Genomic DNA, 26,629 nt, shown 5'->3' with positions numbered 1-26,629 from the left:
CAATCTAAGCTAAAAACTTATAAACCAAGGTCTTTTATGATGTCATTTACCTTGCCTTTTAGCTTATCTACTGTTGTGTCGTAAGCGTTGATGTCATCTAATTGCGTATTCACCGAAAAGTAAAATTTAATCTTTGGCTCTGTGCCAGAGGGTCTTACAGACACCTTTGTGCTGTCTTCGGTAATAAATTGCAGTACGTTGGATGACGGAAAGTTGATCTTCTCGGTTTTTCCGGATTTCAGGTCTTTTGACTCTCCGCTTTTATAGTCAATGACAACATTTACGGAAGAATTGGCTAGTTTTTTAGGCGGGTCCTGCCGAAAATCCACCATCATTTGGTTAATTTCCTCAGATCCTGATTTACCCTTTTTCGTTATTGACTTCAGGGATTCGTGGTACAGGCCAAACTCTTTATGGATTTTTTGCATGAGGGTGTACAGGTCCTCGCCATTTGCTTTAGCCCATGCAGTCATTTCAGCAATCATGGCACAAGATGCGATGGCATCTTTATCGCGTACGGCATCACCGATCAGATAGCCGTAGCTCTCTTCGCCACCTCCGATAAACTTCTCCTTGCCTTCAAGCTCGCGTATTACCTCAGCAATGTATTTAAATCCAGTAAGCGTGTTGTAGTATTTGACCTTGTACTTTTTGGCTATTTCCTGGATGAGATCAGTCGTAACGATCGTTTTTACAATGTATTGATTTCCATCCAGTTTACCGTTCTCCTTCCATTTGGTAAGCAAATAGTACAGTAAGAGAGAGCCGGTCTGATTCCCATTCAGAAGTTGAAATTGTCCCTTATCATTTTTTACAGCTATTCCTACCCGGTCAGAATCCGGATCTGTAGCCATCACCAGGTCAGCATCGATTTCTTCTGCCTTTTTCAGCGCCAGGCTGAGAGCCTCAGCTTCTTCAGGGTTTGGGTAAACGACAGTTGGAAAGTTCCCGTCCGTATTAGCCTGTTCTTCAACTACAGTTACATTTTCAAATCCAAATTTTTTCAGCACGGGTGGCACTAATGTGATCCCGGTACCGTGAATAGAACTGAAAACAATTTTCAGGTCTTTCTCTTTGGCAATGGAATCAGGGGATAAGGTGAGAGACTTGATCTCATCCAGGTATTCATCATCAATTTGCTTACCTATCATTTCAATGAGGCTGTCATTTTTATCAAATTTCACCTCATCAATCGAAGTGATATTTGCTACTTCTTTAATCACATTCTTGTCATGCGGCGGCACTAGCTGTGCACCGTCATTCCAGTATGCTTTGTAGCCGTTGTATTCTTTTGGATTATGAGAAGCGGTAAGCACTACACCACTCTGGCAGTTGAGTCTGCGAATGGCAAATGACAGCTCAGGGGTTGGTCTGAGATCCTCAAACAAATAGACCTTAATATCATTAGCAGAAAAAATTGCGGCAGTTGTTTCAGCAAAGAAGCGGCTGTTGTTTCGGTTATCATAAGCTATAGCTACCTTTATCTGCTGACCGGTAAACGTCTTTTTGAGGTAATTGGCCAAACCCTGAGTGGCCATTCCCACCGTGTATTTATTCATCCTGTTGGAACCAACGCCCATGATACCACGCAGCCCACCGGTACCGAATTCAAGATCACGGTAAAAAGCTTCAGTTAATTCAGATTTGTCTGAAGACTCTAAAAGACCCTTGATGATTTCTTTTGTTTCCTGATCTACTTTTTGGCTTTCCAGCCATTTCTTCGCTTTTACTTCTACTTCCATGTTTTATTGATAATTTCATAATTTCCAGGTATTTGAAACACCCGGAATAATTTTATTACAATTTTATCTTGTTTTTATTTTAAAAATTTCAACTTTTGCAAATTGGTTACGTATCTGTGATTGACTGAACCAAAATGCGGTATGAATATAGAAAATCTTAATCAAGCATTCGCCGAAATTGCTGAAAAGAAAAGCAAATTATCACAAATTGATCGGGGTAGTGAAGAAGGGAAATTATTAGAAAATAATATTCGTCAACTCGAAGAATCTTTCCAACAAGATTATGGCAATTACATAGAGGAGGTTTTGTTCAATGTGTATGATGAGTACTGTCCGGATGACGAGGTTTTGAAGCCTTCCTCATACATTGCGCAGGATTACCATATCAATAAATCCGGCTCGTATATTCAGTTTGATGTGGATAAAAATGCCGGTATCGAGGTGGATGCGGACGACTTCCCGGGTATAAAAGCCAGACTGGTGCTGGTTCCAAACCCTACGCGCCTTATCCTGCAGGGGGAAAAGGAAAATTTCCGTGAGGTAGTGTGGAGTTTGCGTCAGCCGCTAGAAGCCTAGTTTCTTACGAACTCTGTCAAGAACATCAGCAGCAACAGCGGCGGCTTTACGCTCTCCTTCCTGGAGTTTAGCCTCAAGCTCAGGTAAGTTATTCATCAGGTAGGCAAACTTCTCTCTCGGCTCCTTGTACTGTTCTGCGACCAGCTCAAAGAGGGCTTGTTTGGCGTGACCGTATCCATAGTTACCACTTTCGTAATTTTTTCGCATTTCTGCTACCTGCTGATCATTGGCCAGTATCTTATAAATGGCAAACACATTGCAGGTGTCAGGATCCTTTGGTTCTTCCAGAGGAGTACTGTCGGTGACAATGGCCATTATATTTTTTCTGAGCTTTTTATCGGTCTGAAAGATATCTATGGTGTTTCCGTAAGATTTGCTCATCTTTTGCCCGTCCGTTCCCGGAATGGTCATCAGATTTTCATCAATCCGAGCGTCAGGCAGTATGAACGTTTCACCATATTGATGGTTAAAGCCGGAGGCTATATCCCTGGTCATTTCCAGATGTTGCTTTTGGTCTTTCCCAACCGGCACAATATTAGCGTCATATAGCAGGATATCGGCAGCCATTAGTACGGGGTACGTAAACAATCCTGCATTTACATCTGCCAGACGATCTGACTTGTCTTTAAATGAATGAGCGTTTGCCAGCATGGGAAAGGGTGTATGGCAGTTCAGATACCAGGCCAACTCACATACTGCAGGAACTTTTGATTGTCGGTAAAAGAGGTTTTTCTCAGTATCAAACCCACAGGCCAGCCATGCAGCCGCTACTGCATAGACATTTTCTTTACGCATTTCTGCGTCTTTGATAGTGGTGAGGGAATGTAGGTCTGCTATGAAAAAGAAAGATTCGTTTTTCTCATCCCTGGATAGTTCTATTGCCGGAAGGATCGCTCCCAGCAGATTACCCAGATGTGGTTTTCCTGAACTTTGTATACCTGTTAAAATCCTGGCCATTCTGATTTTTTTTGCAAACCTAAATAATTTGATCTTGTATTTCCGTTCTTTTCGAGATGCCTTATTGAACAATGGAATTCTTAAGCATAATTAGGGGTTGAAGTAGATTATCAAGAGGTATTATTAAGTTTGTGTGGATTTTAAATTTTTGAATGAGCTATGTATAAACTGTTTTCGATCTTAATAGCATTTGTCGTAGCCTCTGGAGCATTGGCTCAGGGGGATATGATCTTTGATGTCAATACTTACGATTTTGGGGAGGTGCCTGAAGAGGGCGGCCCGATCACCTATTCATTTTCATTTATGAATAATGGAGATCAGCCAGTGAAAATTACTGCGGTGAAAGCTTCCTGTGGTTGTACCACGCCGGGATGGTCTAAAGAGGAAGTTGCTCCGATGGATTCCGGGTTTGTAACTGCACGATACAACCCGATGAACCGACCGGGAAGGTTTAAAAAATCCCTGAGGGTGACTTATGAAAATGGTGGATCACGGCAAACGAAAACGCTTTATATAGAAGGTTCGGTAAAGCCACGTCCCAAGACTGTTGAGGATGAATTATCTACAAAGATTGGGGCTGTCCGGTTGAAATATAAGTCCCTGAATATGGGAAAGGTCACTACGGAAAAGGTGGTTTCTAAAGCTTTTGATGTATACAATGATGGAGACACAGCCATCACCTGGTCAGTGGATCGGGATCTTCCTAAACACATTTCCGTTTCCTTTGAGCCACAGACCCTTGAGCCGAAAGAAACGGGCAAGCTGGTTGTTCATTATGATCCAAATAAGAAAGATGATTTGGGCTTTATTTCAGACAATATCAAGCTGTATACCACTGAAAAAGAAGATGCTGAAAAGGAGCTTTTTGTGATAACTACCATTGAGGAATATTTCCCACCCATGACAGATGAAGAAAAGGCCATGGCTCCCAGGTTGTCATTTGACAAGGTGCAGCATGATTTTGGGCAGGTGAATGAAGGCACTACGGTCGAAACTACATTTCAGTTGACTAATAATGGTCAGGAAAAGCTTCTGATCAGAAAGACCAAGGGAAACTGCAGTTGTACGTCAGCTGAGTTGCAAAAAGCGAAGATCAAGCCGGGACAGACCATCGAGATGAAAGTGAGCTTTGACACATCCGGCAGGAAAGGGAGACAGTACAAGACTGTGACGGTCTTTAGTAATGACCCTACCGGACCGAGTCAGATGATCACAGTGAAGGCTGAGGTCAAGTAAAACTGATAGCAATAAATAATAAAAGAGGTCGCTGGATTACACTCCTGCGACCTTTTTTATTCTCTTCAATTAATTCTCTTCATTTTCATTTTCTGATACGGAAACCGAATCACCGACCTTTATCTTGTTATTGGATCGGTTGATATCAGCCATTCGTCCGGAGGGGTCTATTTCTACCTCACTGATTTCTGAATAAGGTATGTCTATCGTAAAAGAATACTCCGGGTGTGTCCATGACCAGTCCTCCCCGATCACCCGCTCAAACGAAAACTCATTAGGCTTTTCTCCCCGCATGATTCCGAGCGGTATGTAGTAAAGCAATTTGGAGCCATCTTTTTTTGTAATAACCACATCCAAAGGCATAGGCATTTTTTTGAGTCGTATCAGCGCAATCTGTGTTTTCTGACCCTGATCTGCAATACCTTTGATGGCGTAATCGATCGTTTCTGTGGTTTTAATCCAATAGTCATAATACCAATCCAGGGTAATGCCGGATTGCTTTTCCATGACCCTTATGAAATCATACATATCCGGATGCTTAAAGGCCCATTGTTTATGGTACCGGAGCAATCCTGCGTTTCTGTTTTCATCTCCAATGACATAACCTAACTGCTCCAGTGAAATAGCTCCTTTCGTATATGAGGCAATGGAATAGGCCTGGTTTAGATCAAAATGGTCTGAATGGGTTGTTAAAGGTTCTTCAAGACCGGTTTTAGCCCATCGAAAATATCGTTTGTAGTCGCTTTCCATGGGGTGCCCATCAAGCGCCATTATGTGATTTAGGGTGTAGTTTTCAGCAAAAGAGGTAAACCCTTCATCCATCCATGCATAGTAACTTTCATTTGTTGCCAACATGCCCTGGTACCAGCTATGCAGTACTTCATGAACCATTACACCAACTAATGAACGTAAAGACCTTACTCCACTTGTGGCGCGTTTATTGGCGATTAAAGTAGCCATTGGGTATTCCATACCGCCATCGCCACCCTGTATTACCGAGTATTCGCTCCAGCCATATTTACCAAAATGATCTTCAAGATATTGAAAGGCCTTTACTGTATATTCAGGTAGTTTGGTTTGCCATAGTTCTGTTTCAGGTCCGGGGATATAAAAGAACCTGAGTAGGGGACCGCCAGGTACCTGAGCAGTGGTCTGTGTATAAGCTGTGTCTGCAGCCAAGACGAAATCATGCACATTTTCTGCTTTAAAGTGCCATGTAAGCTTCCTGCCTTTTCTTTTAACGTTGGCGTCTGGGGCCTCATATCCATAACCGATCTCATCGGGGTTTTGTAAAACACCGGTTCCGGCAAGCACATAATCCTTGTCAATAGTGATCTTCACGTCGTAATCTCCCCAGGGTGCGTAAAATTCACGGGCTACATAAGGTGGTGTATGCCATCCATCTTCATCATATTCTGCCATTTTAGGGAACCACTGAGCCATAGAATAGTCCACCCCTTCGAAGCTGTTTCTTCCACTCCTCCTGACCTGAAGAGGCACTTGCGCTTCAAACTTCATAGTGAAAGTAGCGCTTTGTCCGGGCAGGATGGGCTCCGCAAGCCTGACTTCCAATACCGTTTCAGAGACTTCATACTCGAGGTTATTACTGCCTTGCTTGAGAGAAATAACTTTTTGGTATCCAATCTCATCGGGCTTCAGCTTTTGTATTCTATCCATGACCCGGGGGTCCGGATCATCAATAGTCCGGCTCCTTACATCCATCATGCTGTTTGGCTGAAATGCGTTGAAGTACAGATGGTAATAGATGTTGGTAAGGGTATCGGGTGAATTATTAAAGTACTTCAGCGACTGATTTCCAGTGAACTGGTGTGACTTCACGTCAAAGTCAATCTCCATTTCATATTCCACTCGTTGTTGCCAATAGCCCTGAGCTATTGATAAATTACAAATAAAAAAAATAAAGGTCGCCGATATTGCAATCTTCATAAAATAATATTTTATGTGGATAAGTTTTTTCAGAATATTTGAACTTTCTCCCGTTTTTTCCATTTATTTATATGTAACAACAGATATAATGGACAAGGTATTAGAATTGTTTTTGCTTATTGTCTTAGCGTTGGGATCAGCGGTATTATTTTCTTTCGCAATGATATGGAAGTTTGTGCAGGCACTATTTCAGCTAGTGATTGCTCCTTTCCGATCCAAGTCAACGTTTTAGACATCAATATTTGCGTATTTTGCATTTTTCTCGATGAAATCTCTTCGAGGCGCTACCTCGTCGCCCATTAGCATTGAGAACAGGTGATCTGCCTCTGCTGCTGATTCTATAGAAACCTTCTTAAGTCCCCTGGATTCCGGGTTCATCGTTGTTGTCCATAATTGTTCAGGGTTCATCTCTCCCAATCCTTTGTAACGCTGCACATTGACTGTGTCTTCTTTTCCTTCCGGGGCTATTTCTTTTATAATTGCTATTCGGTCGTCTTCAGTCCATGCATAGCGTTCCTGTTTACCTTTCTTTATTAAGTACAAAGGAGGCAGGGCAATGTAGAGATAACCGTTTTCGATCAGCTCTCTCATGTAGCGGAAGAAGAATGTAAGTATCAGGGTTCGGATGTGACTACCATCAATATCGGCATCCGTCATAATGATGATCTTATGGTATCGCAGCTTGTCCGTGTTTAAAGCTTTTTGGTCATCTTCCCGACCAAACTGGACACCCAGAGCAGTAATGATATTTTTGATCTCATCATTGTCATAGATCTTATGCTCCTGTGCTTTTTCTACGTTCAGGATTTTACCTCTGAGGGGCAGTATTGCCTGAAACTTCCTGTCTCTGCCTTGTTTAGCTGATCCACCGGCAGAATCACCCTCCACCAGGTAGATTTCGCAGTTTGCAGGGTCTTTATCAGCACAGTCAGCCAGTTTTCCCGGAAGGCCGGTTCCGGAAAGGACGTTTTTCCTTTGGACCATTTCCCGGGCTTTCCGGGCAGCATGACGTGCCTGGGCAGCTAATATTACTTTGGAAACAATAGATCTGGCTTCTTTTGGATGCTCCTCGAGGTATTCAAAAAGGGCTTCGCTTAAGCTGCCATCCACAGCGCCCATAGCATCGGAGTTACCCAACTTGGTTTTGGTCTGTCCTTCAAACTGTGGTTCGGCTACTTTGATGGAAATAACCGCTGTTAATCCCTCTCTGAAATCATCTCCCGTTATTTCTACTTTAGCCTTTTCCAGAAGGCCGGATTTGTCCGCATATGATTTCAGCGTACGAGTGAGCGCTCTCCTGAATCCTGCTACATGGGTTCCGCCCTCTATGGTATTGATGTTATTGACATAGGAAACTACATTTTCGGTAAATGAGGTATTGTAGTTCAGAGCTACTTCTACTGGTATATCTCCTTTGTCGTTGTTGATGTGGATGGGCTCAGGAATGAGTTTTTCACGCGTGCTATCCAGGTAATCCACAAATTCCTTCAGTCCTCCCTCGGAGAAAAAATCCTCAGAAAGGTCATTTCCATTCTCGTCCTGATCTCTGTGGTCAATCAAAATGAGTTTAATTCCTGCATTAAGGAAAGATAATTCGCGCAGGCGGCCAGCTATCGTGTCATACTTATACTCATGAACGGAAAAGATATCCTGGTCTGGCAGGAAAGTAATGACAGTACCTGTTTTATCCGTTTTACCAATCTCTCTGACAGGTTCCTTCGGGACGCCTCGCTCATATTCCTGCTCGTAAATGATCCCTTTCCGATGAATGGTAGCTTTCAGGCTTGAAGAAAGTGCGTTCACACAGGATACACCTACACCATGAAGACCTCCGGAAACCTTATACGTGTCTTTATCAAATTTACCTCCGGCGTGTAATACGGTCATTACTACCTCCAGGGCTGACTTTTTCTCTTTTTGGTGAATATCAGTAGGTATACCACGTCCGTTATCGGTTACGGTAATGGAGTTATCTTTATTGATCTCTACAGTAATCTCATCGCAATGGCCTGCAAGCGCCTCGTCAATTGAGTTATCCACTACCTCCCAGACCAGGTGATGAAACCCTTTGACCCCCACGTCACCGATATACATCGCTGGTCGTTTTCTTACTGCTTCCAACCCTTCTAGTACCTGAATATTACTGGCTGAGTAGTCTCCTTTACCTAATGACTTTTCTTGTTCCATAATTCGCATTTTAAAAGCTCAAAAATATATAAAATATGCTTCATGAACGGCTTGGATTTAGACATTTGCTTGATTAGTTTTGATCAACTAAAAATTTAGTTATGAGGATATTTTTAAGTCTTGTGATTTTTATAGTGTTATGCACTGTCAGCAGGGGACAGGATACCACAAATTCAGAGAAATTAAGCCATCGGGATAGTTTGCGGAAGGTGATGGAGGAGCGGATGGCTAAGTACAGGAGGCAGCAGCAGATTTATAAAAAAATGTTTGCGGAAAGCCCTAAAAAGGCGATGGACTCTATTGTACAATACAAAAAGCATGAGTACTCTGCAAATGGGCTGAGGCGTCTCAAAGCCCTGCTTGAAAATAAGCGTATAGACACCCTGAAAAAAATAGACCTGACCTACGCAGGGCTTGAGGAAGTGCCGGAAGAGGTCTTTCAGGCTGTCAGTCTGGAAGTGCTGATCCTTGATTATAATAATATTAAGAAGCTACCCGAAGAGTTGGGGAGTTTACCTAACTTAAAAAGGATTTACTGGCGGTCTAACAGCCTGGATGATTTCTGGTGGATCAGGATCCAAAAGCTGGAGAATATCGAAAAGCTGGATCTTAGCTATAATACCCTGACGCGCGTACCCCTGGGGATTAAAAAGCTGACAAACCTGAAAGAGCTTGTTTTGGATGAGAATTTATTTGAAGAGATCCCTGTGAATCGTTTAGTCAGGGCAGAATTTGTCGAGAAAGTTTCCTTTAACAACAGCCCGAATCTGGAGATCACGGAAAATAACTATGATAAAATTGACTTCATTAAGGTGTTTAAGGCTAATAAGTGTGATTTAACTTATTTACACCCGAGCTTTTATGAAATGGACGGAGTAGAGGAGGTGCAGCTACAGGAAAATAAGTTGGATTCTTTGCCGGATGGCATTTCTAACTGGAAAAAGTTAACCAAACTATCTTTTTATAAGAATGACCTGAGATCGCTTCCGGGGGACTTTTTTGATTTGAAGCAGTTGCTGGTAGTAGATCTGTATTTCAATGAACTGGAGGTAATACCTGATGCTATTGGGGATTTAAAGACACTTGAAATCTTATACCTGGCCAGCAATAAGATCTACGATGTGCCAGAGTCCATCGGAAGGTTGACAAATCTTGAGCAGCTCTATCTCCACAGAAACAGGCTCAGTGTGATTCCTTCCAGTATTAGCAACCTGAAGAACCTTAAAATTTTACGGGTAAATGAAAACTATCTGTTGGAGTTTCCCAGGCAGGTATTGGAGCTCCCAATGCTGGAAGACCTGGATATTTCAGACAATCAGATCAATACCATCCCGAAAGGAGTAGAAAATCTGGAACATTTAAAGCTATTTACCTACCAGAAAAATCCGATTGATTTCAATGCAACTGAAAACCGGTACCTTTCTCCTATGATCGCTAGAATGATCGATTCGGGAACCATCTGTGTACCAAGAGTTTATAAAGAGGAGGTCAGAGAGCCTTCAGAAGGCAGCTCGGAGTAGTACCAAGATTAGTAAGTCTGAGACCCCAGCATTACCAGGGTACATGCATTCATTGTATTAATACCGGCTTTTTGAGCTTTGTCCTGCAATGAAGGGTTTTCGGTTCCGGGGTTGAAAATGATCCGTTCCGGCTTAAGGTTGATAATGTAATCTTCCCATTCCTGCTGATTGGTGGGGTTGAGGTAGAGCGTCACTGTATCTACCTTTTCTATTGAAGGTCTTTCCCTCAGGTTTAGTATTGGCTTGTCAAATACTTCTCCTTTTTTAATCCCAATGGGTACAATGGGGTGTCCCTTTGCCGTAAGACGTTCTGCTGCCAGGTATGCATAGCGAGCAGGGTTTGGTGTGGCACCAATAATGACTGTTTTTTTACTCATCTTCATTTAAAAACTTGTGCTTCTACGCTTTGGTCCTGCGTATCCGATATTCAACGTTATTATGATGGGTAAATACAATTTGTTTTGATTTAGTTCATTGAAAAGCTGATCATATACCGGATCGGGGCTGTAATCCTTTTTCATGAACCTCCTGCCTATAGCCAGGCCAATGTTAAAGTCAAATGTGAGCCCTGAGTCGCCTGCTCTTTCCATCCACCGGTTGCCTATAAAGAGCCCGTAAGCGATACGGCTCTCCATCATTTTTACAGCTTCGGGGATGGGAGGGATGGAGGTGTTTGTGCTGTCCAGGATGTTGGAGCCATGCTCGATATAGGCCCCCAGCAGCTCATGGCCAAAGTAAAACATGCCAAGCTCTGCGTCCGGATTGTAAAACTTTTGCTTGATGGCCAGCTCTATACCTGTTTTGTAAAGGGAGTTGGTTTTGACTTCAGCAGGGTATTGAAAAAAAGGCCGATTGTGTATGGTAACCTCCGTTTCAAATCCCAGTCGCTCCTGGATATAGTATTCGACCGATACCGGAAACTTACCTACAAAGGCCCATAGTGGATTGGTACCCACGATGTATCCTGTATATTCATTTATTCTTGGGTTAAAGTACCTGAGCTTTTTGTTTTTGTAACGGTACTCAGGTTTATCACTTCCTTTTTTATTATCGTTATCATCCAGTTCTGTCGTTCTGAAAATAGGTTTTTCTTCCTCATACACAGGTTTATAAATTCCAGCTACTGTTCCATCCGGATTGTAAAGCGTCCACTTCCCGACCCGTTTGCCATCCTCAATCAGGCCCGTCATTTTTGTGGTACCATCAGGGTAGTAACCGTAGTATTCTCCTACACCGTTTTCAAAGAAGGCAATCCCGTCTTCCAGTCCTTCTTCTGTGTAATAGGTCCATTTCCCGTCTTTTTTTCCATCTTTTATCTTTCCGCGGGCTTTTTGCTTACCGTTGGCGTAGTATTCTACATACTCGCCAGTTCCCCGGTCGTATTTTCCTTCACCCTTCACCTCACCACTTTGGTAATACAATTTCCAGAATCCGTCTTGCTGATTATTAACCATCTGCCCCTCGGAGCTTATGCTGCCATCCGGGAAGTAGTATTTCCATACACCCGACTTTTCTCCATTGCTGAAGTTGCCTTCAGCAGCTACCTGCCCGTTTTTATGAAAATATTGCCAGAAACCATCTCTGATTCCCTTTTTGAATGAACCTCTGGCTTCTATTTCGCCCGATTCGTAATAGTAGGTCCATTCTCCTTCGCTCTGGTCATCTTTGTTGATCCCTTCCGCCTTAAGTTTGCCTGACGGGTAAAATTCCTTGTAAGGTCCGTTGCCTCTTTCGTAATAGGCCTGGGCTTTTAGAGACCCTTCTTCGTAAAAATAGTTCCATATACCTTCTTTTTGATCGTTGAAGTATATTCCGGAACTTTTCTCCGATCCGTTTTCGTAGTAAAAGGTCCACTGGCCATGCTTTTTGTTGTTTTTAAATGCGCCTTCTACCCTGGTATTTCCATTTTCGAAGTAGTATCGCCATTTTCTTTCCTGCAATCCCTGCTGGTAAGACCCTTTCGCTTTTTCCCGGCCATTTTCAAAGTAGTAGATCCAGGTACTGTCTGTTTGATTGTTTTCATAGTAACCGGAGATAGCCAGCGAGCCATTTTCAAAAAAGGAATGATAGACTCCATGCAAGGTGGAGTCTGCTTTTTTTAAAGTGATAACCTCTTTTATTTTGGTTTTCTCCGTGTCAAAGTATGTTTTTTTGACAAAAGTACGCTGACCTGAAGCAGAGCTTACAGCGAAAAATGTGAATATGGTGAACCATAATATGCGCATCCTAAAGCTGTCATACGAGGTGTTCACGAGTACCCCACTTTGAGTGCTCATCTTCACTCCATAGTTCCGGGTAAAAAATGATGTATTGCCTTCTTGGAGGAAGGTATTTTTGCCAGTTAGTTCCTCCTGTTGCCTTAATGACCTCCGGGTCTTTTTGCAGGTACCTTACCGCTGATTTATAATGCATAAGTGGCCATTCCACATTGGCTTTATGATCAAAAAACCGTAGCTGTTCCATGACTTCTTCGTCTCCTTCAAAATGCGAATGATAAAGCTGCCGCAGATTTTTATCCCGTACTTTTTCACCACGATCTATAAAGTCATCAGAATATTTCTTTTCAAACTGCTTCAGGGTCAACGTCTTTTTACCGGTAGCCAATTCAGTAGCGCCTTTTTTCCAGTACAAGTGAGGATAGATATCCTCAATTTCGTTCTTTTCAGAAAAGTTTTGCCGCTCGTCTACGGATACCAGGTAATGGAAATCCGTGGCGCCGATCTCTATCAGCCTGTACTGAGCAGACTGAAACCCACTGGATGGGAGCAGTGACATCCTAAAGCTGAGAAACTGCTCGGGATCCATACCATCAATCATGATGTCAAACGAGTCGATCAGGTGATCAAAGTAGCGGTTGATCCGTTTGATCCGTTTTAAAAATGTCTCCCGATCATGGGATTCGCTAAAAATGAGCTGATCCTGCTCATTGATGATCAGCCGGAAATAAAGCTCGGTGATCTGGTGATAGAGGATAAAGATCTTCTCATCCGGGAAACTGGTACGTGGTTGCTGCAGGCTCAGGAGCGTGTCCAGTCGGATATAATCCCAGTAAGTGAGGTAGTCGGAATGCAACAGTCCGTCGAGGTAGGCTGACAGGTCCTGGCCCATTGCGTCGTATTTTGCCTCCAGCTTTCCGAGCTGTTCCAGTATCTCTTCACTAAACTCTTTGTTTCCCATTCTTTATCTCTCTTAAATAAACGCCGGATAATTCCACCCATTTGAAATTTGGCACTTGATTATCAGACCACCACAACATGTTCTCAATAATTGTCCATATGGACTCCATATAAGTTGTAAATTTGATCCTTTATCGTGATAAAACAAAAGCAACATTTATGTCGTCTGAAACATTAACCCCAAACAGTCAGGCAAAGAAGCGCAATTTCGTTGACGATTTTGAGTCTCCTGACTTTTATCAGATCGATGACCTGCTCACAGAAGAGCACAAACTCATACGATCTTCCATTCGTGACTTTGTCAAAAAAGAGATCACCCCATACATCGAAGACTGGGCTGAGCGAAACCACTTTCCGGTTGAAATAGTGAAAAAGTTTGGAGATATCGGTGCATTTGGTCCGACCGTTCCCACGGAATACGGAGGAGGGGGGTTGGACTATACCTCCTATGGTCTGATCATGCAGGAGATCGAGCGTGGTGACTCAGGTATGCGGTCTACCGCTTCCGTACAGGGCTCGCTGGTGATGTACCCCATCTTTGCCTATGGCTCTGAAGCGCAGAAGAAGAAATATCTGCCTAAGCTGGCCTCTGGCGAAATGCTGGGCTGCTTTGGGCTGACAGAACCCGACCATGGCTCTAATCCGGCTGGCATGGAAACACACTTTACCGATGAAGGAGATCATTACCTGCTGAATGGTGCTAAAATGTGGATATCTAACGCACCTAAAGCAGATATAGCCGTTGTCTGGGCGAAAAATGAAAAAGGCCGTATCAAAGGGCTGATCGTGGAGCGTGGTATGGAAGGTTTTTCTACACCGGAGACACATGGTAAATGGTCATTACGGGCATCCTGCACAGGAGAGCTGGTTTTTAGCGATGTGAAGGTCCCCAAAGAAAACCTCCTTCCGGGAAAAGATGGGCTGGGAGCGCCAATGGGTTGCCTGGATAAGGCACGGTATGGCATTGCGTGGGGGACGATCGGGGCAGCGATGGACTGCTACGAGTCTGCCCGAAAATATGCAGCAGAGCGCATTCAGTTTGATAAACCAATCGCTTCGTTCCAATTGGTACAGAAAAAACTGGCTGAAATGCTTTCAGAGATCACTAAGGCTCAGCTGCTCAACTGGCGACTGGGTAAACTGATGGATGAAGGCAAAGCTACCACGCCGCAGATCTCCCTGGCAAAGCGGAATAACGTTGCTCTGGCATTGGATATCGCCAGAGAAGCAAGGCAGATCCACGGTGGTATGGGCATTACCGGTGAGTACCCAATGATGCGGCACATGATGAACCTGGAGTCTGTAATCACCTACGAGGGCACGCACGATATTCACCTGCTGATCCTGGGGGCGGATATCACCGGTATTCCGGCATTTAAGTGATGGAGAAAGGTCTGCGAGATTGCAGGCCTTTTTCGTTGGATTAAAAAAATCCCGAAGGGGTGGAACTACTGGATGGTTCCTCCGGTTTTTTGATTTTGCTTCCAACCTGCGTAGTAGATCAGGTGTCTTAACTCATAAATACCATGACTATGAAAAAGAGACCTCTTACATTATCAGCCATTTTTACTGGTGTACTCGTTGCAGGCTTACTGTTTTTTGTTTCCTGCAACAAGGATTCTCCTGAACCTGACAACATACCTGACCTGCGGACACTCTCTGCAGAGGAGATAGAGGTGGTACAGGCATCAAACAGCTTTGCTTTTGATATGTTTTTACGGATCAATGCGGAGAATGCTGATGATAATCTTTTCATTTCTCCTTTTAGCATTAGTACGGCTCTTTCTATGACTCTTAATGGGGCAGAAGGTAGTACAAAACAGGCCATGAAGGAGGTGCTCCACCAGGGAGATATGAGCTCTACAGAGATAAATAAGGCTTATAGAGATCTGGTATCATTCCTCTTTACCCTGGATAAAACGGTTATCCTGGAGGTGGCCAACTCCAACTGGTACCGGGACGATCTGTCGATCAATGAATCTTTCAAAACTACCTTGCTGGACTACTACGATGCTGAAGTCAGGGCGGCTGATTTCAAGAGTGCTACTACCCTGGACCTGATCAACGGCTGGATAGAAAATGAGACGCATGGGAAAATTAAAGATATGCTGGATCAGATCCCACCGGATGCGGTGATGTACCTGATTAACGCAATCTATTTCAAGGCTGACTGGCAGTACCAGTTTGATAAGAAGGAGACTGAAGATCGTGTGTTCCATCTTAGCGATGGAAGCAGTGTAATGGTTCCCACCATGTTTGCTGAGGAAGTGAAAGTGACTCGTGCAGTATCTGAAAACGCACAATTAATTGAGTTGCCTTATGGCAATGGCCAGTTTAGGTTTTCCATTGTGCAGCCAGTAGATGAAGAGCAAGGTATCAATGAGTTTATTGAGCAGTTTGATGGGGAAGATTTTGAGGGTCTACTGACGGATACAGCTTCACTAACCACATCGGTTTACCTGCCAAAATTCAAAATTGAGTTTAAGACCTTGCTCAATCAGATGCTGACGGATGCAGGCATGGGAATCGCCTTTAGTGGAGATGCTGATTTTAGTAATTTATTTGAGGAGGCAATTTCTACGCAAATCAGCCGCGTAATCCATCAGTCTTTTCTGGAAGTAAATGAAGAAGGATCTGAAGCAGCCGCAGCCACAATTGTGGAAATTGTAGAGACAGCCGCTCCTCAGTCGATTGCGATTGATCGACCTTTTTTGTTTTTTATTCGTGAAAACCATTCCGGAACCATACTCTTTTCAGGCAAGTTGATGAACCCTTTGTAGTAAGCCGGTAGGGCACAACCCCGAAGGGGTCAAACAAACAACAATGCCACCCTTTCAGGGTTATTTCGATCAATAATATTCATTTCTACAATAATCCTCATCCCTTCGGGATTTAGATTATCGAACAGTAGGAGGTCACTTTCATCTGCTTTCTGTTTGTAACTTTCTTCCAGGCTTCAAGCTTGGAGTGATTAGTAAGCCACAGACTTGTACTGGTTAAGGAAACGCTAAGCCGATTCTTTAATCTCTTTCAATTTTGGAGCAGGTCTTTCTCAGTTAGACAGGTTTTGAACAATAGCTTTATAAAACTCAAGGTAAGAGATCCAATATGGACATTTACCATGGGGATACAACCTTCAAAAAAAGAGAAAATCAGCCAAATCCCGAAGGGATGAAATATTTTTAGAAATATAAAACAAATCAAACGAAACCCCGAAGGGGTGAAACAAAACAGACTACATTAATCTCACTCCATCAGGATCTGATTACAGTCATTCCCATGTCATAAAAAGGGTTTTATTGCCTACTGAAATCTCTACTCATCCTTCAACGCATTCACCGGATTGGCAATAGCTGCTTTGATGGACTGGAAGCTGATGGTCAGCAGCCCGGTCAGCAAAGCTAGGATATACGCGGTTGAGAGCCACACGATATACCTTGTCATCTTGAAATTCATCGTACGAAAGGTCATGGTTAACATAAAGAAAGATTGCCAGGCAGGTAGCCAGTCCCAGGGCAAGGCCAAATACATTAACGATTGTGAACCCAATCTTTTTGCGGAGACTTCTCAGGGAGGAGAGGATGTAATTTTTCAGCATGAGCAGTAAGGTTTGTTTTCTTGTTTTACGGCAAAAAACACTACTCGTTTAGCCACTCATAAAAAACCATTAACAAGCCATTATTGAATTTGGCTGGGTGGCAAATTAGTCTTTGTACTTATCCAAATACTTAAGAGCCTCCTTTTTTGAACTGAAAACCTGGGTTGGCACAGTGGGTTTATTCACATAGAGATAAAAATTGGTCATCACTCTGAGGCCGGGTGATGCACCGATCAATGCGACAGCTTTCACCAGGTTGGACCCTTCTTTCGCCAGGTAATCTCTTCCTGCTTTGCTAATGCCTTTCAGGCCTGTAATATTACATAACACGGGGTAAGGCGTTCCGTCTTGTATGGAAACTCTGTCTGCCACAACCTTTTTGGCAGCATCCAATTCTAAATAAGTATCTGGCTTATAATTGAAGTATAGAATATCGCCTTCTATAAAAAATTCTGCGAATTCATTTTCGATACTTGGTTTATTCATGATGCTTTATTAGAGAGTTAAGGCTATATCGACAAAAAAACCTGATTCACCTAAAATGCCAACTATCAAGTAGCAAGGATGCTTTACCTTGGACTAATTACACACGCCTAAAGTCGGAGCCTTAAGGCTAATCTAGATAAAAATGAATTCTAGAAAAAATAGGGAATTTCATTAATGGCAAAAGTTCGTCACAACAATTTTATTGATACGGTAAGTGGGATTTCGGAGAATGCGAAAGAAAAAGGGGTCATGCAGCTTTATACTGAGGGAGCTCATTTTGATGGCAAATATATCCGGATCGATGGTAATGATCTGTGTCATTTTGGAACTACGGGCTACCTCGGGCTTGAGCAGGATCTACGTCTCAAAGAGGCAGCTATAAATGCGATTATCCAATACGGAACCCAGTTCCCACTTTCACGGACATTCGTAAGTTTCGGTATCTATAAAGAGCTGGAATCGAGGCTGGAGCAAATGTATGGTTTACCCGTGGTGGTGATGAAGAATAGTACTCTGGGGCATATTGGAGTGATCCCCACTGTAGTGCGGGATGAAGATGCTATTATACTTGATCACCAGGTTCACTGGAGTGTGCAAAATGCTGCTCAGCTTTCTAAAGGCAGAGGAGTGCCTGTGGAGATGATCCGTCATAATAATATGGAGATGCTAGAGGATAAGATCAGGGATCTAAGGTCCAGGTACTCAAAGATATGGTACATGGCTGATGGTATCTACTCCATGTATGGGGATGTAGCTCCTATTGAAGAGCTCCTGTCATTATGTAAGAAATACCCCCAGCTTCACCTGTATTTTGATGACGTACATGGTATGAGCTGGAAGGGGAAAAACGGTACAGGGTATACCATCGACCAATTAGGAAAACTAGAGGATAATATGGTGGTCATGGCCACTCTGAGCAAGACATTTGGGGCCAGTGGTGCTATGATGGTGACATCAAATAAAGAATTTTTCACCAAAGTCAAGAATTTTGGGGGTCCTCTTACCTTTTCAGCTCAGCTGGAGCCGGCTTCAGTAGCAGCCGCTTCAGCCTCTGCTGCCATCCACCTTTCAGATGAGATCTACCAGCTTCAGCACGACCTTTCAGATCGGGTTGAATATTGCAATACGCTCATTGAGGACTCAGAGCTTCCTTTGGTACAAAAAAATGACTGTCCGGTCTTCTATATCGCAGCAGGTCCGCCAGCTGTTGGCTATAACATCAACAAAAAATTGCTGGATGCTGGCTTCTATGTGAATATGGGCATATTTCCTGCGGTACCTATAAAGCAATCAGGAGTGCGGTTTACGATCTCTCGTCACAATGATAGAGAGGATATCAAAAACCTGATAGATGCCATGAAGGTGCTCTATCCGAAAGCGCTGGAAGAAGAAAATTATGCACCCAACATGGTGCGCAGGATTTTTAAAATGCCGCTTCTCGAGGAAGGACACAGAACAGATACGCTGGAGGATAATTCATCCCTGAAAGTGAAAACATATACAAGCGCGTCGCAGATCGACGGGGAGCAATGGGATGAGATATTTTCCGGAAATGGCGTGTTTGATCATAAAGGACTTCTTTTCCAGGAAAACCTTTTCAAAAATCAGGCTGAGAAAGAAAATAACTGGAAGTTTTATTACTTCCTCATAGAAGACTCCAAAGGTGTACCGGTGTTAGCAACGTACTTTACATATAGCGTTTGGAAGGAAGACATGCTGGCTCCTGCCTCTGTTTCTGAGGAGATCGAAAAAAAACGCAAAAAGGACCCATATCATCTTTCCACCTACGCACTGGCCATGGGGTCTCTGTTTACTGAGGGAGAGCATCTGTTTTTAGACAAGAAGCATGCTAAGTCCAAAGAAGCCCTGGACCTACTTATGGAGAAAGTTGAAGAACTCGATCTGCAACTCAACCCGGGGATGGTTGCGCTCAGGGATTTTGAGGATGATGAGTATTTTACGGATTATTTTGAAAAGAAAGGGTTTGTGAAAATAGACCTACCACATTCTTGCGTGGTTGAAGACCTGTCCTGGGCAACAGAGGAAGAGTATGTTGAGAACCTCTCTGCTAAATCCAGGAGGCATTTCAGAAGGGAAATAGCTCCCTTTACTTCAAAGTTTAATGTAACCATAAAAGACAAGCTGACTAAGGAAGAAGTAGACCAGTTTTATAAATTGTATCATAACGTATGGGATAATAATCTGGCTTTTAATACCTATCCCTACAATAAAAACCTGCTTTGGTCTATGTCTGATCATCCCGATTGGGAATTTATTGTGCTTCATCTTAAATCAGATTACAATGATCTGCCGGAGGACCGTCTTTTAGCGGTCATGTTTTCCTATAAAAACAAAGGGATCAGCTATGTTCCTTCACTGATTGGTATGGATTATAGCATATCTCGTGAGTTCAATGTCTATAGGCAGATGCTTTTTCAAAGTATCAAGAGAGCTAAGTGCCTGGGTTTTAAGAAAGTAGAAATGGGACTTTCTGCAGCTTTTGAAAAACGTAAAGTGGGGGCAACGATCAAATCAAAAATTGGGTTTATTCAGGCCAAGGATAATTATTCCATGGAAATGATGTCTACCATTCAAAAAGGAGGATAGGTGGTAAGGTTAGGAAGTGGTGTAGTCCTATTTATTTAAATTTTCCATGATGGCATCATAGACATCCTTTTTTGTAAAAGGTTTTCTAACATGGCCATCCATACCGGATTCAAAACATTTTTCTATGTACTCTTTGTAAGCATTTGCTGAAAGTGCAATGATCAGTCCATCATATCCTTTCTTGCGCAACTTTCTGGTAGCGGCATAACCGTCCATTACCGGCATCTGCACATCCATAAGGATTATATCAAACTGATATTTTACAGTCATTTCAATAGCCTCCTGACCATCTGTAGCTACACGCACATTGGCGTTCATGCTTTCGAGTACTTTTTTTGCTAATAGCAGATTTATTTCATTATCATCTACGATAAGAATCTCATAATGCTTGTCAAAGGTGATTTTTGATGCTTCCCGGACTGTTTCTTCTGCTATGTTTTCTTCACCGATCCCCAGTTTTACGGTAAATGTGAATTTACAACCTAAATCCAACCCTTCAGACTTTGCAGGACTTTCAAGTTGAATATGGCCATTCATCAATTCGATAAGGTGTTTGGTTATGGTCAAGCCCAAACCGGATCCTCCGTATTTTCGACTGGTTGAGTTATCAGCCTGTGTAAAGCTTTCGAATATGGAGAATTGTTTTTCGCTGGGGATTCCAATTCCTGTATCAGTAACCTTGCCCGTAATAATTACTTCTGCATCACTAACAGGGGAGGCGGAAAATTCAACTCTGATAAACCCTTCCTTTGTGAATTTCAGAGCATTGACAATGAGGTTTCTGGTGATTTGATTTATCCTTGAAGGGTCTCCTAACACAATTTTGGGTATGGATGGATCAAAAACCAGTTCAAAGCTAAGGCCACGTTCTTTCGCTGTGAAAGCATATGGATTCAAGTTTGACCGGGTGGCTTCTTCAAAATGAAAATCGATCGTTTCCAGATTCAGCTTACCTTGCTCTACCCGGTTAAGGTCCAGGATGTCGTTCAAGAGTTTGGATAAGGATTCGCCGGAAACCTTTATCATCCTTAAATACTTCAGTTGTTTATCCGTTGGGGTATCCTCAATAAGGAGGTCTACAAATCCAAGAATACCATTTAGGGGAGTTCTGATCTCATGACTCATGTTGGCCAGAAAGCTGGATTTGGCTTCATTTGCTGCTTCAGCCCGCTCTTTAGCTTCCTGCATTTGTTTCTCGGAATCTTTCAGTTGTGAGATGTCTTTGGCAATAAAAAGTATTCCGAGCATATTCTTTTTATTATCATACAGTACGGAGAAAGCTGATGACACGGGGAAAGAATGACCACTTTTGGCTTTGAGTTTGAATTCTACATTATCCAAAACCATTTTTTTGCTCAGCTCATCTTTTACTTCCCTGAGAAAGTTCGTTTTGCTGTCGTTAAGTATTTCTTTAAAAGGTTTTCCCTCAAACTCTTCATAAGTATAGCCGAGTATGTTTTGAGCAGGTGTATTGGCCCTTTCTATCTTGAGGTCAGGCGTGAGAATAAACATGATATCGACTACCCCACGATAGACACTCTCCATGAAATCTTTGGAAACAGTGGAAGTTTTCAGCTCCTCTCCGAGCATGTGGATACCCCCAATCAAACCTTCCAGCTCTGATTCATAATCAGTCACCTGCAGTTTGTAATCAAAATTTCCAGCTGCAATCTCATAAAGCAATTGACTGATCTCGTCAATTCTTTTACGGATGGATAGCTCGGTCTTACTTTGCCTTGACATATTGTATAGCTTGGAGAGATCATTTAAATCCAAAACACACCATTACGACCGCATGGTGTTTTTAGCAGGGGGTTCGTATGCCTGTTCAACAGCTAGTCGATGGTTAATTTTGGCTCATAATGATCAATATTTTATCTCATAATCGAAAACTCAATAAGGCGCAATACAACTCTGCGGTAGGTTAGCTTCAATTGCTATTATACGAAGAAAATCGATCCTCTGCAATAAAGTTAGTCTAAAGCCAGGGGAAACGCATTTAAAAAAACAAATCATAAAAGATTGGTCATTTTAAGCTGCAAAAAAACAAATTTTATATTTGACATCCCTCTCACCCTTTTTTCAGGGGATTACAGGAGTTTTTTGCAGTTCAAAATTCTTAAATGCGTTTCCCCTGGGTCTAAAGTCTGCGACGGATGGGGATCACACAGTCGTTTTGCCGCTGATGTAAAACATTCAGCAATTCAGGTTGATAATGATTAAACTAGGCAGAGAATTGATAACCAGATTAAACAGTAAAATATGAGGAGAATTATCTTATGCTTGCTGGTCGTGGTATTTCATTTTGCCAGGGGACAGGAAGGTTTTCCTGTAAATGGGGTGGCTGATGAGAGGCCGGGACTTTATGCACTGACCAATGCCACGATCTATGTGGATTACCAGACCAAATTAGAAAATGCAACACTCGTCATCCGGGATGGCAAGGTGGAAGCAGTAGGGCCTAATGTGACCGTTCCAAAGGGAGCGATCAGTATCGATGTGGAAGGAAAATACATTTATCCTGCACTGGTAGAGCCGTACTCTAATTTTGGTTTACCTGAAGTAAAGCCTAGCGGTGGAGGGTTTGGAGATGGGCCGCAGTATGATTCAAAGCTGAAGGGACCTTTTGGCTGGAACGACGCGATCAAGTCCACCTACAAAGCTTATGAAGAGTTTAAAATGGATAGCAAAGAAGCTGATAAAATGCGAAAAATGGGTATTGGATCAGCTGTTTCATTCAAGCCGGATGGAATTGTCCGGGGTACATCCGTTTTTGTGAACCTTTCCAATAAACCTGTACAGGAGGCTGTTATCTCTGAAAATGCATCCGCTCATTTCTCTTTTAATAAGGGGTCTTCCAGGCAGTCTTATCCAAACTCGATCATGGGGATGGTAGCATTGCTTCGCCAGACTTACCTGGATGCGCAGTGGTACCGGACGCTGGGCAAAGAAGAGCAGACCAACGTTACCCTGAAAGCATTTAATGAACTGCGCCCATTGCCAAAGGTTTTTGAAGCAAACGGAGGAAAACTTCGTGTACTCCTTGCTGATAAAGTAGGGGACGAGTTTGGTGATCAGTACATCATTAAAGGAAATGGTGATGAGTACCAGCGCATCAATGAGATCAAAGCAACCAATGCCTCGCTGATCATTCCTTTGAGTTTTCCGGACGCTTATGATGTTTCTGATCCTGTAGTGGCCCTGGATGTATCCCTGGCAGATATGAAGCACTGGGAGATGGCGGCAGCTAATGCCAAAATGATCGCTGAAGCGGGCATGGACCTGGCTTTTACCAGCAACGGGTCTAAAGACTACTGGGAAAGCATCAGAAAGACAGTGAAATACGGCCTCTCAGAGTCACAGGCCTTGAAAGCTTTGACCTATACGCCTGCACGATATTATAATATGCAAAATGAGGTGGGAGCTTTGAAGAAGGGTATGCAGGCCAATTTCTTCATAGCCTCTGATAACATTTTTGACGATAAGGCTAAGATCCATCAGACCTGGGTCCAGGGCCAGAAGTTTGAGTACCAGGAGCTTGACCCTGCCGACTACTCCGGTAAGTACGAGCTGACTGTGGGTGGGGATGATTTTGATATGGAGATATCCGGCGAACCGGGTAGCCCTAAAGCTAAGCTGGTCATCAATGACTCTACAGATGTAAAAGTTACCTTAAAGATCAAAGAAAACCGGATTAACATGACCTACACCCTGGAAGGAGCGGATGCTGATGTACGGCTTTCCGGATGGGTAAAAGCAAGTGGTTTTGCCGGAAATGGCCAATCTGTCTCAGGTGAATGGCTCAACTGGTCAGCAACTAGAACCGGTGACCTGGAAGTGAAAGAAGACGAAGAGAAGGACCAGGAAGATGAGGAGGAGAAAGCCCCTGAAATAGGAGAAATGATCTATCCGTTCGTAGCTTATGGCTGGACCGAAAAGCCACAGCAGGAAACGATCCTCTTCCAAAATGCGACAGTATGGACCCTGGAAGGGGATGGCAAAATGGAAGGCGCTGATGTGCTCGTTAAAGATGGGAAAATCGCAGCAGTTGGCCAGGGACTCAGTGCAAATGGAGCCCGGGTTGTAGATGCTACAGGCAAGCACCTGACACCGGGGATCGTTGATGAACATTCGCATGCTGCCCTTTCAGGAGTAAATGAAGGCTCGGCTGCCGTAACAGCGGAGGTTAGAATGTATGATGCGGTAGATTCTGAGGATATAGATATTTATCGTCAGCTGGCAGGCGGCGTGACAGCTGCCCAGCTATTGCATGGCTCTGCCAACCCGGTAGGCGGTCAGTCTGCATTGGTGAAATTCCGGTGGGGTTCTGCTCCGGAAGCCATGAAGATCAAGGGAGCCGATGGATTTATCAAGTTTGCACTGGGTGAAAATGTGAAGCAATCCAACTGGGGCGAGGATTACGATATCCGTTTCCCTCAGACACGAATGGGTGTGGAGCAGGTCTATGTGAATGGATTTACCCTGGCTAAGGAGTATGGAGAAGCAATGGCTAAATACAATACCTTAAGCAAAAAAGCAAAAGCATCTACTCCGGCACCCAGACGAGACCTGCGGTTAGAAACCCTGCTTGAGATCCTGAATAAAGAGCGATTCATCACCTGTCACTCCTATGTGCAGTCAGAGATCTCCATGCTGATGAGTGTTGCTGATAAATTCAATTTCAATGTTAATACGTTTACCCACATTCTGGAGGGATACAAAGTGGCCGACCTCATGGCCGAACACGGCGTAGGTGGCTCTACTTTCAGTGACTGGTGGTTTTATAAGTATGAGGTGAAGCACGCCATTCCTTACAATGCTTCCCTGATGACCCTGGCAGGTGTTGTCTCGGCCATCAATTCGGATGACAGTGAGATGGCCCGGAGGCTTAACCAGGAGGCTGCCAAGTCTGTGAAATATGGCGGCATGTCTGAGGTTGAAGCCTTAAAGATGGTTACCCTCAATCCGGCAAAGCTTCTACACCTTGATGGTCGTATGGGTAGCATCAAAAAAGGAAAAGACGGTGACCTGGTATTGTGGACAGATCATCCTTTGAGCATTTATGCCAAACCGGAAATGACCCTGGTAGATGGTATTGTCTATTTCAGCCTGGAAAAGGATGCTGAAATGCGTGAGAAGATCTCATCAGAAAGAGCAAGACTCATTAAGAAACTGCGTGAAGCCAAAAATGGTGGGGCAAAGACTCAAAAGCCACAAAAAAGCGAACGCAGAGAGTTTCACTGTGAGGATATCGTAATAGAAGGTTCCACTTTAAATACACTTGATCATGAATAAGCAAATAAAACTATACATACTCGGGTGGATCTTTGCATTGGGAGTGATGGCGCAGGTTCCTGCCCCGGCACCCCCACAAAGTGAGCCCATTGCGATAATAAATGGTACAGCACATATCGGAAATGGAGAAGTGATCGAAAATGCGGTGATCCTGTTTGAGGATGGTAAAATCACTTCAGTTTCTGATCAGGCCCCCTCAGATCTTAATGGCTACAGGCAGGTAGATGCTGCGGGTAAGGACGTTTACCCGGGATTGATTTCCCCTGTTATCAGCCTTGGTTTGGCCGAAGTAGCAGCTGTACGAGCAACGATCGATAACGATGAAGTGGGAACATTTATTCCTCATGTCCGATCCATCATTGCTTATAACACCGACTCTGAGGTGATCCCTACCATGAAGTTTAACGGGATACAAATTGCCCAGATCACGCCAAGTGGAGGGCGTATTTCCGGAACATCCAGCATTGTGCAGCTCGATGCCTGGAACTGGCGGGATGCTATTTACGAAGAAGATGATGCAGTACATCTGAACTGGCCGGCGCTTTCGTACGGTCCGCGATGGTGGAGAGGAGAAACTGAGCGCAGAGAAAATGAGGATTACGTTGAGCAGGTAGAGGAGGTGAAAAACTTTTTGAAGGATGCTAAATCCTATGCCGAACTCAACCCTGTAGAGACCAACCTGAAGCTGGAGGCTATGAAAGGTGTCTTCACAGGAGAGAAGCAACTGTTTGTCTCGGCTAATCGTGTGGAGCAGATCATAGAGGCAATCAAAGCGGTCAAAGCGATGGATATACCAAAAATGGTTTTGGTAGGAGCTGAAGATGTCTGGTATGTCAAAGACCTGATCAAAGAAGAGGAAATTCCGGTATTGCTGGCTGATGTTCATCGTAGGCCAAACCGGGAAGAAGAGGATATCGACATGCCTTACAAACTTCCGGCTTTGCTTCATAAAGAAGGCATCAAAGTGGGGCTTACTTACACCGCACTGAGAAGCGCCAGAAACCTGGCTTTTTATGCCGGTACAGCCGCAGCTTATGGTATTTCAAAGGAGGATGCCTTGAGCATGATCACTTCTAACACAGCGGAAATTCTGGGCATAGCAGATCGCACGGGAACACTGGAAGAAGGAAAGGATGCCAACATTGTCATTTCCAGTGGTGATATACTGGATATGCGAACCAACAATATCGAATATTCTTTTATTCAGGGTAGAGAAGTAGATTTGGAAGCGCTGCAGCAGCGGCTTTATCAGAAGTATAAGGAGAAATATGAAAATCAGGAATGATTGGGAATGGAGAGTTG

General features: G+C 43.5%; 18 protein-coding genes. 8 read left to right on the top strand and 10 right to left on the bottom strand.

Going from position 1 to position 26,629, the window contains the following annotated elements; genetic code table 11:
- Nucleotides 1-17: 17 nt before the first annotated feature.
- Nucleotides 18-1,742: a phospho-sugar mutase gene (locus tag AC3E9V_RS15500; protein WP_488749043.1), complete on the bottom strand. Its 1,725-nt coding sequence runs from the start codon at nucleotides 1,740-1,742 to the stop codon at nucleotides 18-20.
- 141 nt (nucleotides 1,743-1,883) lie between these two features.
- On the opposite strand from AC3E9V_RS15500, the gene AC3E9V_RS15495 reads away from it, so the two are divergent.
- A complete protein-coding gene (locus AC3E9V_RS15495; RefSeq protein ID WP_488749042.1) occupies nucleotides 1,884-2,318 on the top strand; it encodes a hypothetical protein in 435 nt (144 codons plus the stop codon).
- Here the strand turns inward: AC3E9V_RS15495 and trpS are convergent.
- A complete protein-coding gene (trpS, locus tag AC3E9V_RS15490) occupies nucleotides 2,307-3,275 on the bottom strand; it encodes a tryptophan--tRNA ligase (protein ID WP_488749041.1) in 969 nt (322 codons plus the stop codon). The two genes, AC3E9V_RS15495 and trpS, sit on opposite strands and share 12 nt — an antisense overlap.
- Nucleotides 3,276-3,434: 159 nt before the next feature.
- Between trpS and AC3E9V_RS15485 the strand changes: the two genes are divergently transcribed.
- A complete protein-coding gene (locus AC3E9V_RS15485) occupies nucleotides 3,435-4,511 on the top strand; it encodes a DUF1573 domain-containing protein (protein ID WP_488749040.1) in 1,077 nt (358 codons plus the stop codon).
- Nucleotides 4,512-4,580: 69 nt separating this feature from the next.
- On the opposite strand, the gene AC3E9V_RS15480 is transcribed toward AC3E9V_RS15485, so the two are convergent.
- Entirely contained in the window at nucleotides 4,581-6,458 is a 1,878-nt protein-coding gene (locus tag AC3E9V_RS15480; protein ID WP_488749039.1) for a M1 family metallopeptidase, read from the bottom strand.
- A 228-nt stretch (nucleotides 6,459-6,686) separates the two neighbouring features.
- Entirely contained in the window at nucleotides 6,687-8,645 is a 1,959-nt protein-coding gene (gyrB, locus tag AC3E9V_RS15475; RefSeq protein ID WP_488749038.1) for a DNA topoisomerase (ATP-hydrolyzing) subunit B, read from the bottom strand.
- Nucleotides 8,646-8,746: 101 nt separating this feature from the next.
- Here gyrB and AC3E9V_RS15470 point away from each other — a divergent pair, with 101 nt between their 5' ends.
- The gene (locus AC3E9V_RS15470; protein WP_488749037.1) at nucleotides 8,747-10,165 is read left to right on the top strand and encodes a leucine-rich repeat domain-containing protein; all 1,419 of its coding nucleotides are present in this window, start codon (nucleotides 8,747-8,749) and stop codon (nucleotides 10,163-10,165) included.
- Between the two features lie 8 nt (nucleotides 10,166-10,173).
- On the opposite strand, the gene AC3E9V_RS15465 is transcribed toward AC3E9V_RS15470, so the two are convergent.
- From AC3E9V_RS15465 to AC3E9V_RS15455, 3 genes are read right to left on the bottom strand one after another with little or no spacing between them, the layout of a single operon-like run.
- The gene (locus AC3E9V_RS15465; RefSeq protein ID WP_488749036.1) at nucleotides 10,174-10,542 is read right to left on the bottom strand and encodes a CoA-binding protein; all 369 of its coding nucleotides are present in this window, start codon (nucleotides 10,540-10,542) and stop codon (nucleotides 10,174-10,176) included.
- A 6-nt stretch (nucleotides 10,543-10,548) separates the two neighbouring features.
- The gene (locus tag AC3E9V_RS15460) at nucleotides 10,549-12,390 is read right to left on the bottom strand and encodes a toxin-antitoxin system YwqK family antitoxin (RefSeq protein ID WP_488749035.1); all 1,842 of its coding nucleotides are present in this window, start codon (nucleotides 12,388-12,390) and stop codon (nucleotides 10,549-10,551) included.
- A 10-nt stretch (nucleotides 12,391-12,400) separates the two neighbouring features.
- Entirely contained in the window at nucleotides 12,401-13,342 is a 942-nt protein-coding gene (locus AC3E9V_RS15455; RefSeq protein WP_488749034.1) for a tryptophan 2,3-dioxygenase family protein, read from the bottom strand.
- Nucleotides 13,343-13,500: 158 nt separating this feature from the next.
- Here AC3E9V_RS15455 and AC3E9V_RS15450 point away from each other — a divergent pair, with 158 nt between their 5' ends.
- Nucleotides 13,501-14,724, top strand: coding sequence for an acyl-CoA dehydrogenase family protein (locus AC3E9V_RS15450; RefSeq protein WP_488749033.1), 1,224 nt, complete (start codon nucleotides 13,501-13,503; stop codon nucleotides 14,722-14,724).
- A gap of 149 nt (nucleotides 14,725-14,873) precedes the next feature.
- Complete coding sequence (locus AC3E9V_RS15445; RefSeq protein WP_488749032.1) at nucleotides 14,874-16,121, top strand: serpin family protein; 1,248 nt, start codon at nucleotides 14,874-14,876, stop codon at nucleotides 16,119-16,121.
- A 539-nt stretch (nucleotides 16,122-16,660) separates the two neighbouring features.
- On the opposite strand, the gene AC3E9V_RS15440 is transcribed toward AC3E9V_RS15445, so the two are convergent.
- Both AC3E9V_RS15440 and AC3E9V_RS15435 read right to left on the bottom strand, forming a co-directional pair.
- On the bottom strand, nucleotides 16,661-16,939 hold the full coding sequence (locus AC3E9V_RS15440; protein ID WP_488749031.1) for a hypothetical protein: 279 nt from the start codon (nucleotides 16,937-16,939) through the stop codon (nucleotides 16,661-16,663).
- A gap of 105 nt (nucleotides 16,940-17,044) precedes the next feature.
- Nucleotides 17,045-17,425: a DUF7793 family protein gene (locus AC3E9V_RS15435; RefSeq protein WP_488749030.1), complete on the bottom strand. Its 381-nt coding sequence runs from the start codon at nucleotides 17,423-17,425 to the stop codon at nucleotides 17,045-17,047.
- Between the two features lie 174 nt (nucleotides 17,426-17,599).
- Here AC3E9V_RS15435 and AC3E9V_RS15430 point away from each other — a divergent pair, with 174 nt between their 5' ends.
- Complete coding sequence (locus tag AC3E9V_RS15430; protein WP_488749029.1) at nucleotides 17,600-20,032, top strand: aminotransferase class I/II-fold pyridoxal phosphate-dependent enzyme; 2,433 nt, start codon at nucleotides 17,600-17,602, stop codon at nucleotides 20,030-20,032.
- 27 nt (nucleotides 20,033-20,059) lie between these two features.
- Here the strand turns inward: AC3E9V_RS15430 and AC3E9V_RS15425 are convergent, their stop codons facing one another.
- Nucleotides 20,060-21,775, bottom strand: a complete 1,716-nt coding sequence (locus AC3E9V_RS15425) for a PAS domain-containing hybrid sensor histidine kinase/response regulator (RefSeq protein WP_488749028.1) — start codon at nucleotides 21,773-21,775, stop codon at nucleotides 20,060-20,062.
- A 519-nt stretch (nucleotides 21,776-22,294) separates the two neighbouring features.
- Here AC3E9V_RS15425 and AC3E9V_RS15420 point away from each other — a divergent pair.
- Nucleotides 22,295-25,327: an amidohydrolase family protein gene (locus AC3E9V_RS15420; protein ID WP_488749027.1), complete on the top strand. Its 3,033-nt coding sequence runs from the start codon at nucleotides 22,295-22,297 to the stop codon at nucleotides 25,325-25,327.
- Nucleotides 25,320-26,612: an amidohydrolase family protein gene (locus AC3E9V_RS15415; protein ID WP_488749026.1), complete on the top strand. Its 1,293-nt coding sequence runs from the start codon at nucleotides 25,320-25,322 to the stop codon at nucleotides 26,610-26,612. The genes AC3E9V_RS15420 and AC3E9V_RS15415 overlap by 8 nt, the downstream gene beginning before the upstream one ends.
- Nucleotides 26,613-26,629: the final 17 nt, after the last annotated feature.

The organism is Marinoscillum sp. HNIBRBA16962 (assembly GCF_057801515.1).
Note: the sequence above shows the minus strand (reverse complement) of the source record. Positions and strands in the feature narration are given on the sequence as shown.

Coding starts and splice junctions, on each gene's coding strand:
- AC3E9V_RS15500 (WP_488749043.1), bottom strand. CDS start 1,742: ATGGAAGTAGAAGTAAAAGCGAAGAAATGGCTGGAAAGCCAAAAAGTA.
- AC3E9V_RS15495 (WP_488749042.1), top strand. CDS start 1,884: ATGAATATAGAAAATCTTAATCAAGCATTCGCCGAAATTGCTGAAAAG.
- trpS (WP_488749041.1), bottom strand. CDS start 3,275: ATGGCCAGGATTTTAACAGGTATACAAAGTTCAGGAAAACCACATCTG.
- AC3E9V_RS15485 (WP_488749040.1), top strand. CDS start 3,435: ATGTATAAACTGTTTTCGATCTTAATAGCATTTGTCGTAGCCTCTGGA.
- AC3E9V_RS15480 (WP_488749039.1), bottom strand. CDS start 6,458: ATGAAGATTGCAATATCGGCGACCTTTATTTTTTTTATTTGTAATTTA.
- gyrB (WP_488749038.1), bottom strand. CDS start 8,645: ATGGAACAAGAAAAGTCATTAGGTAAAGGAGACTACTCAGCCAGTAAT.
- AC3E9V_RS15470 (WP_488749037.1), top strand. CDS start 8,747: ATGAGGATATTTTTAAGTCTTGTGATTTTTATAGTGTTATGCACTGTC.
- AC3E9V_RS15465 (WP_488749036.1), bottom strand. CDS start 10,542: ATGAGTAAAAAAACAGTCATTATTGGTGCCACACCAAACCCTGCTCGC.
- AC3E9V_RS15460 (WP_488749035.1), bottom strand. CDS start 12,390: ATGCGCATATTATGGTTCACCATATTCACATTTTTCGCTGTAAGCTCT.
- AC3E9V_RS15455 (WP_488749034.1), bottom strand. CDS start 13,342: ATGGGAAACAAAGAGTTTAGTGAAGAGATACTGGAACAGCTCGGAAAG.
- AC3E9V_RS15450 (WP_488749033.1), top strand. CDS start 13,501: ATGTCGTCTGAAACATTAACCCCAAACAGTCAGGCAAAGAAGCGCAAT.
- AC3E9V_RS15445 (WP_488749032.1), top strand. CDS start 14,874: ATGAAAAAGAGACCTCTTACATTATCAGCCATTTTTACTGGTGTACTC.
- AC3E9V_RS15440 (WP_488749031.1), bottom strand. CDS start 16,939: ATGCTGAAAAATTACATCCTCTCCTCCCTGAGAAGTCTCCGCAAAAAG.
- AC3E9V_RS15435 (WP_488749030.1), bottom strand. CDS start 17,425: ATGAATAAACCAAGTATCGAAAATGAATTCGCAGAATTTTTTATAGAA.
- AC3E9V_RS15430 (WP_488749029.1), top strand. CDS start 17,600: ATGGCAAAAGTTCGTCACAACAATTTTATTGATACGGTAAGTGGGATT.
- AC3E9V_RS15425 (WP_488749028.1), bottom strand. CDS start 21,775: ATGTCAAGGCAAAGTAAGACCGAGCTATCCATCCGTAAAAGAATTGAC.
- AC3E9V_RS15420 (WP_488749027.1), top strand. CDS start 22,295: ATGAGGAGAATTATCTTATGCTTGCTGGTCGTGGTATTTCATTTTGCC.
- AC3E9V_RS15415 (WP_488749026.1), top strand. CDS start 25,320: ATGAATAAGCAAATAAAACTATACATACTCGGGTGGATCTTTGCATTG.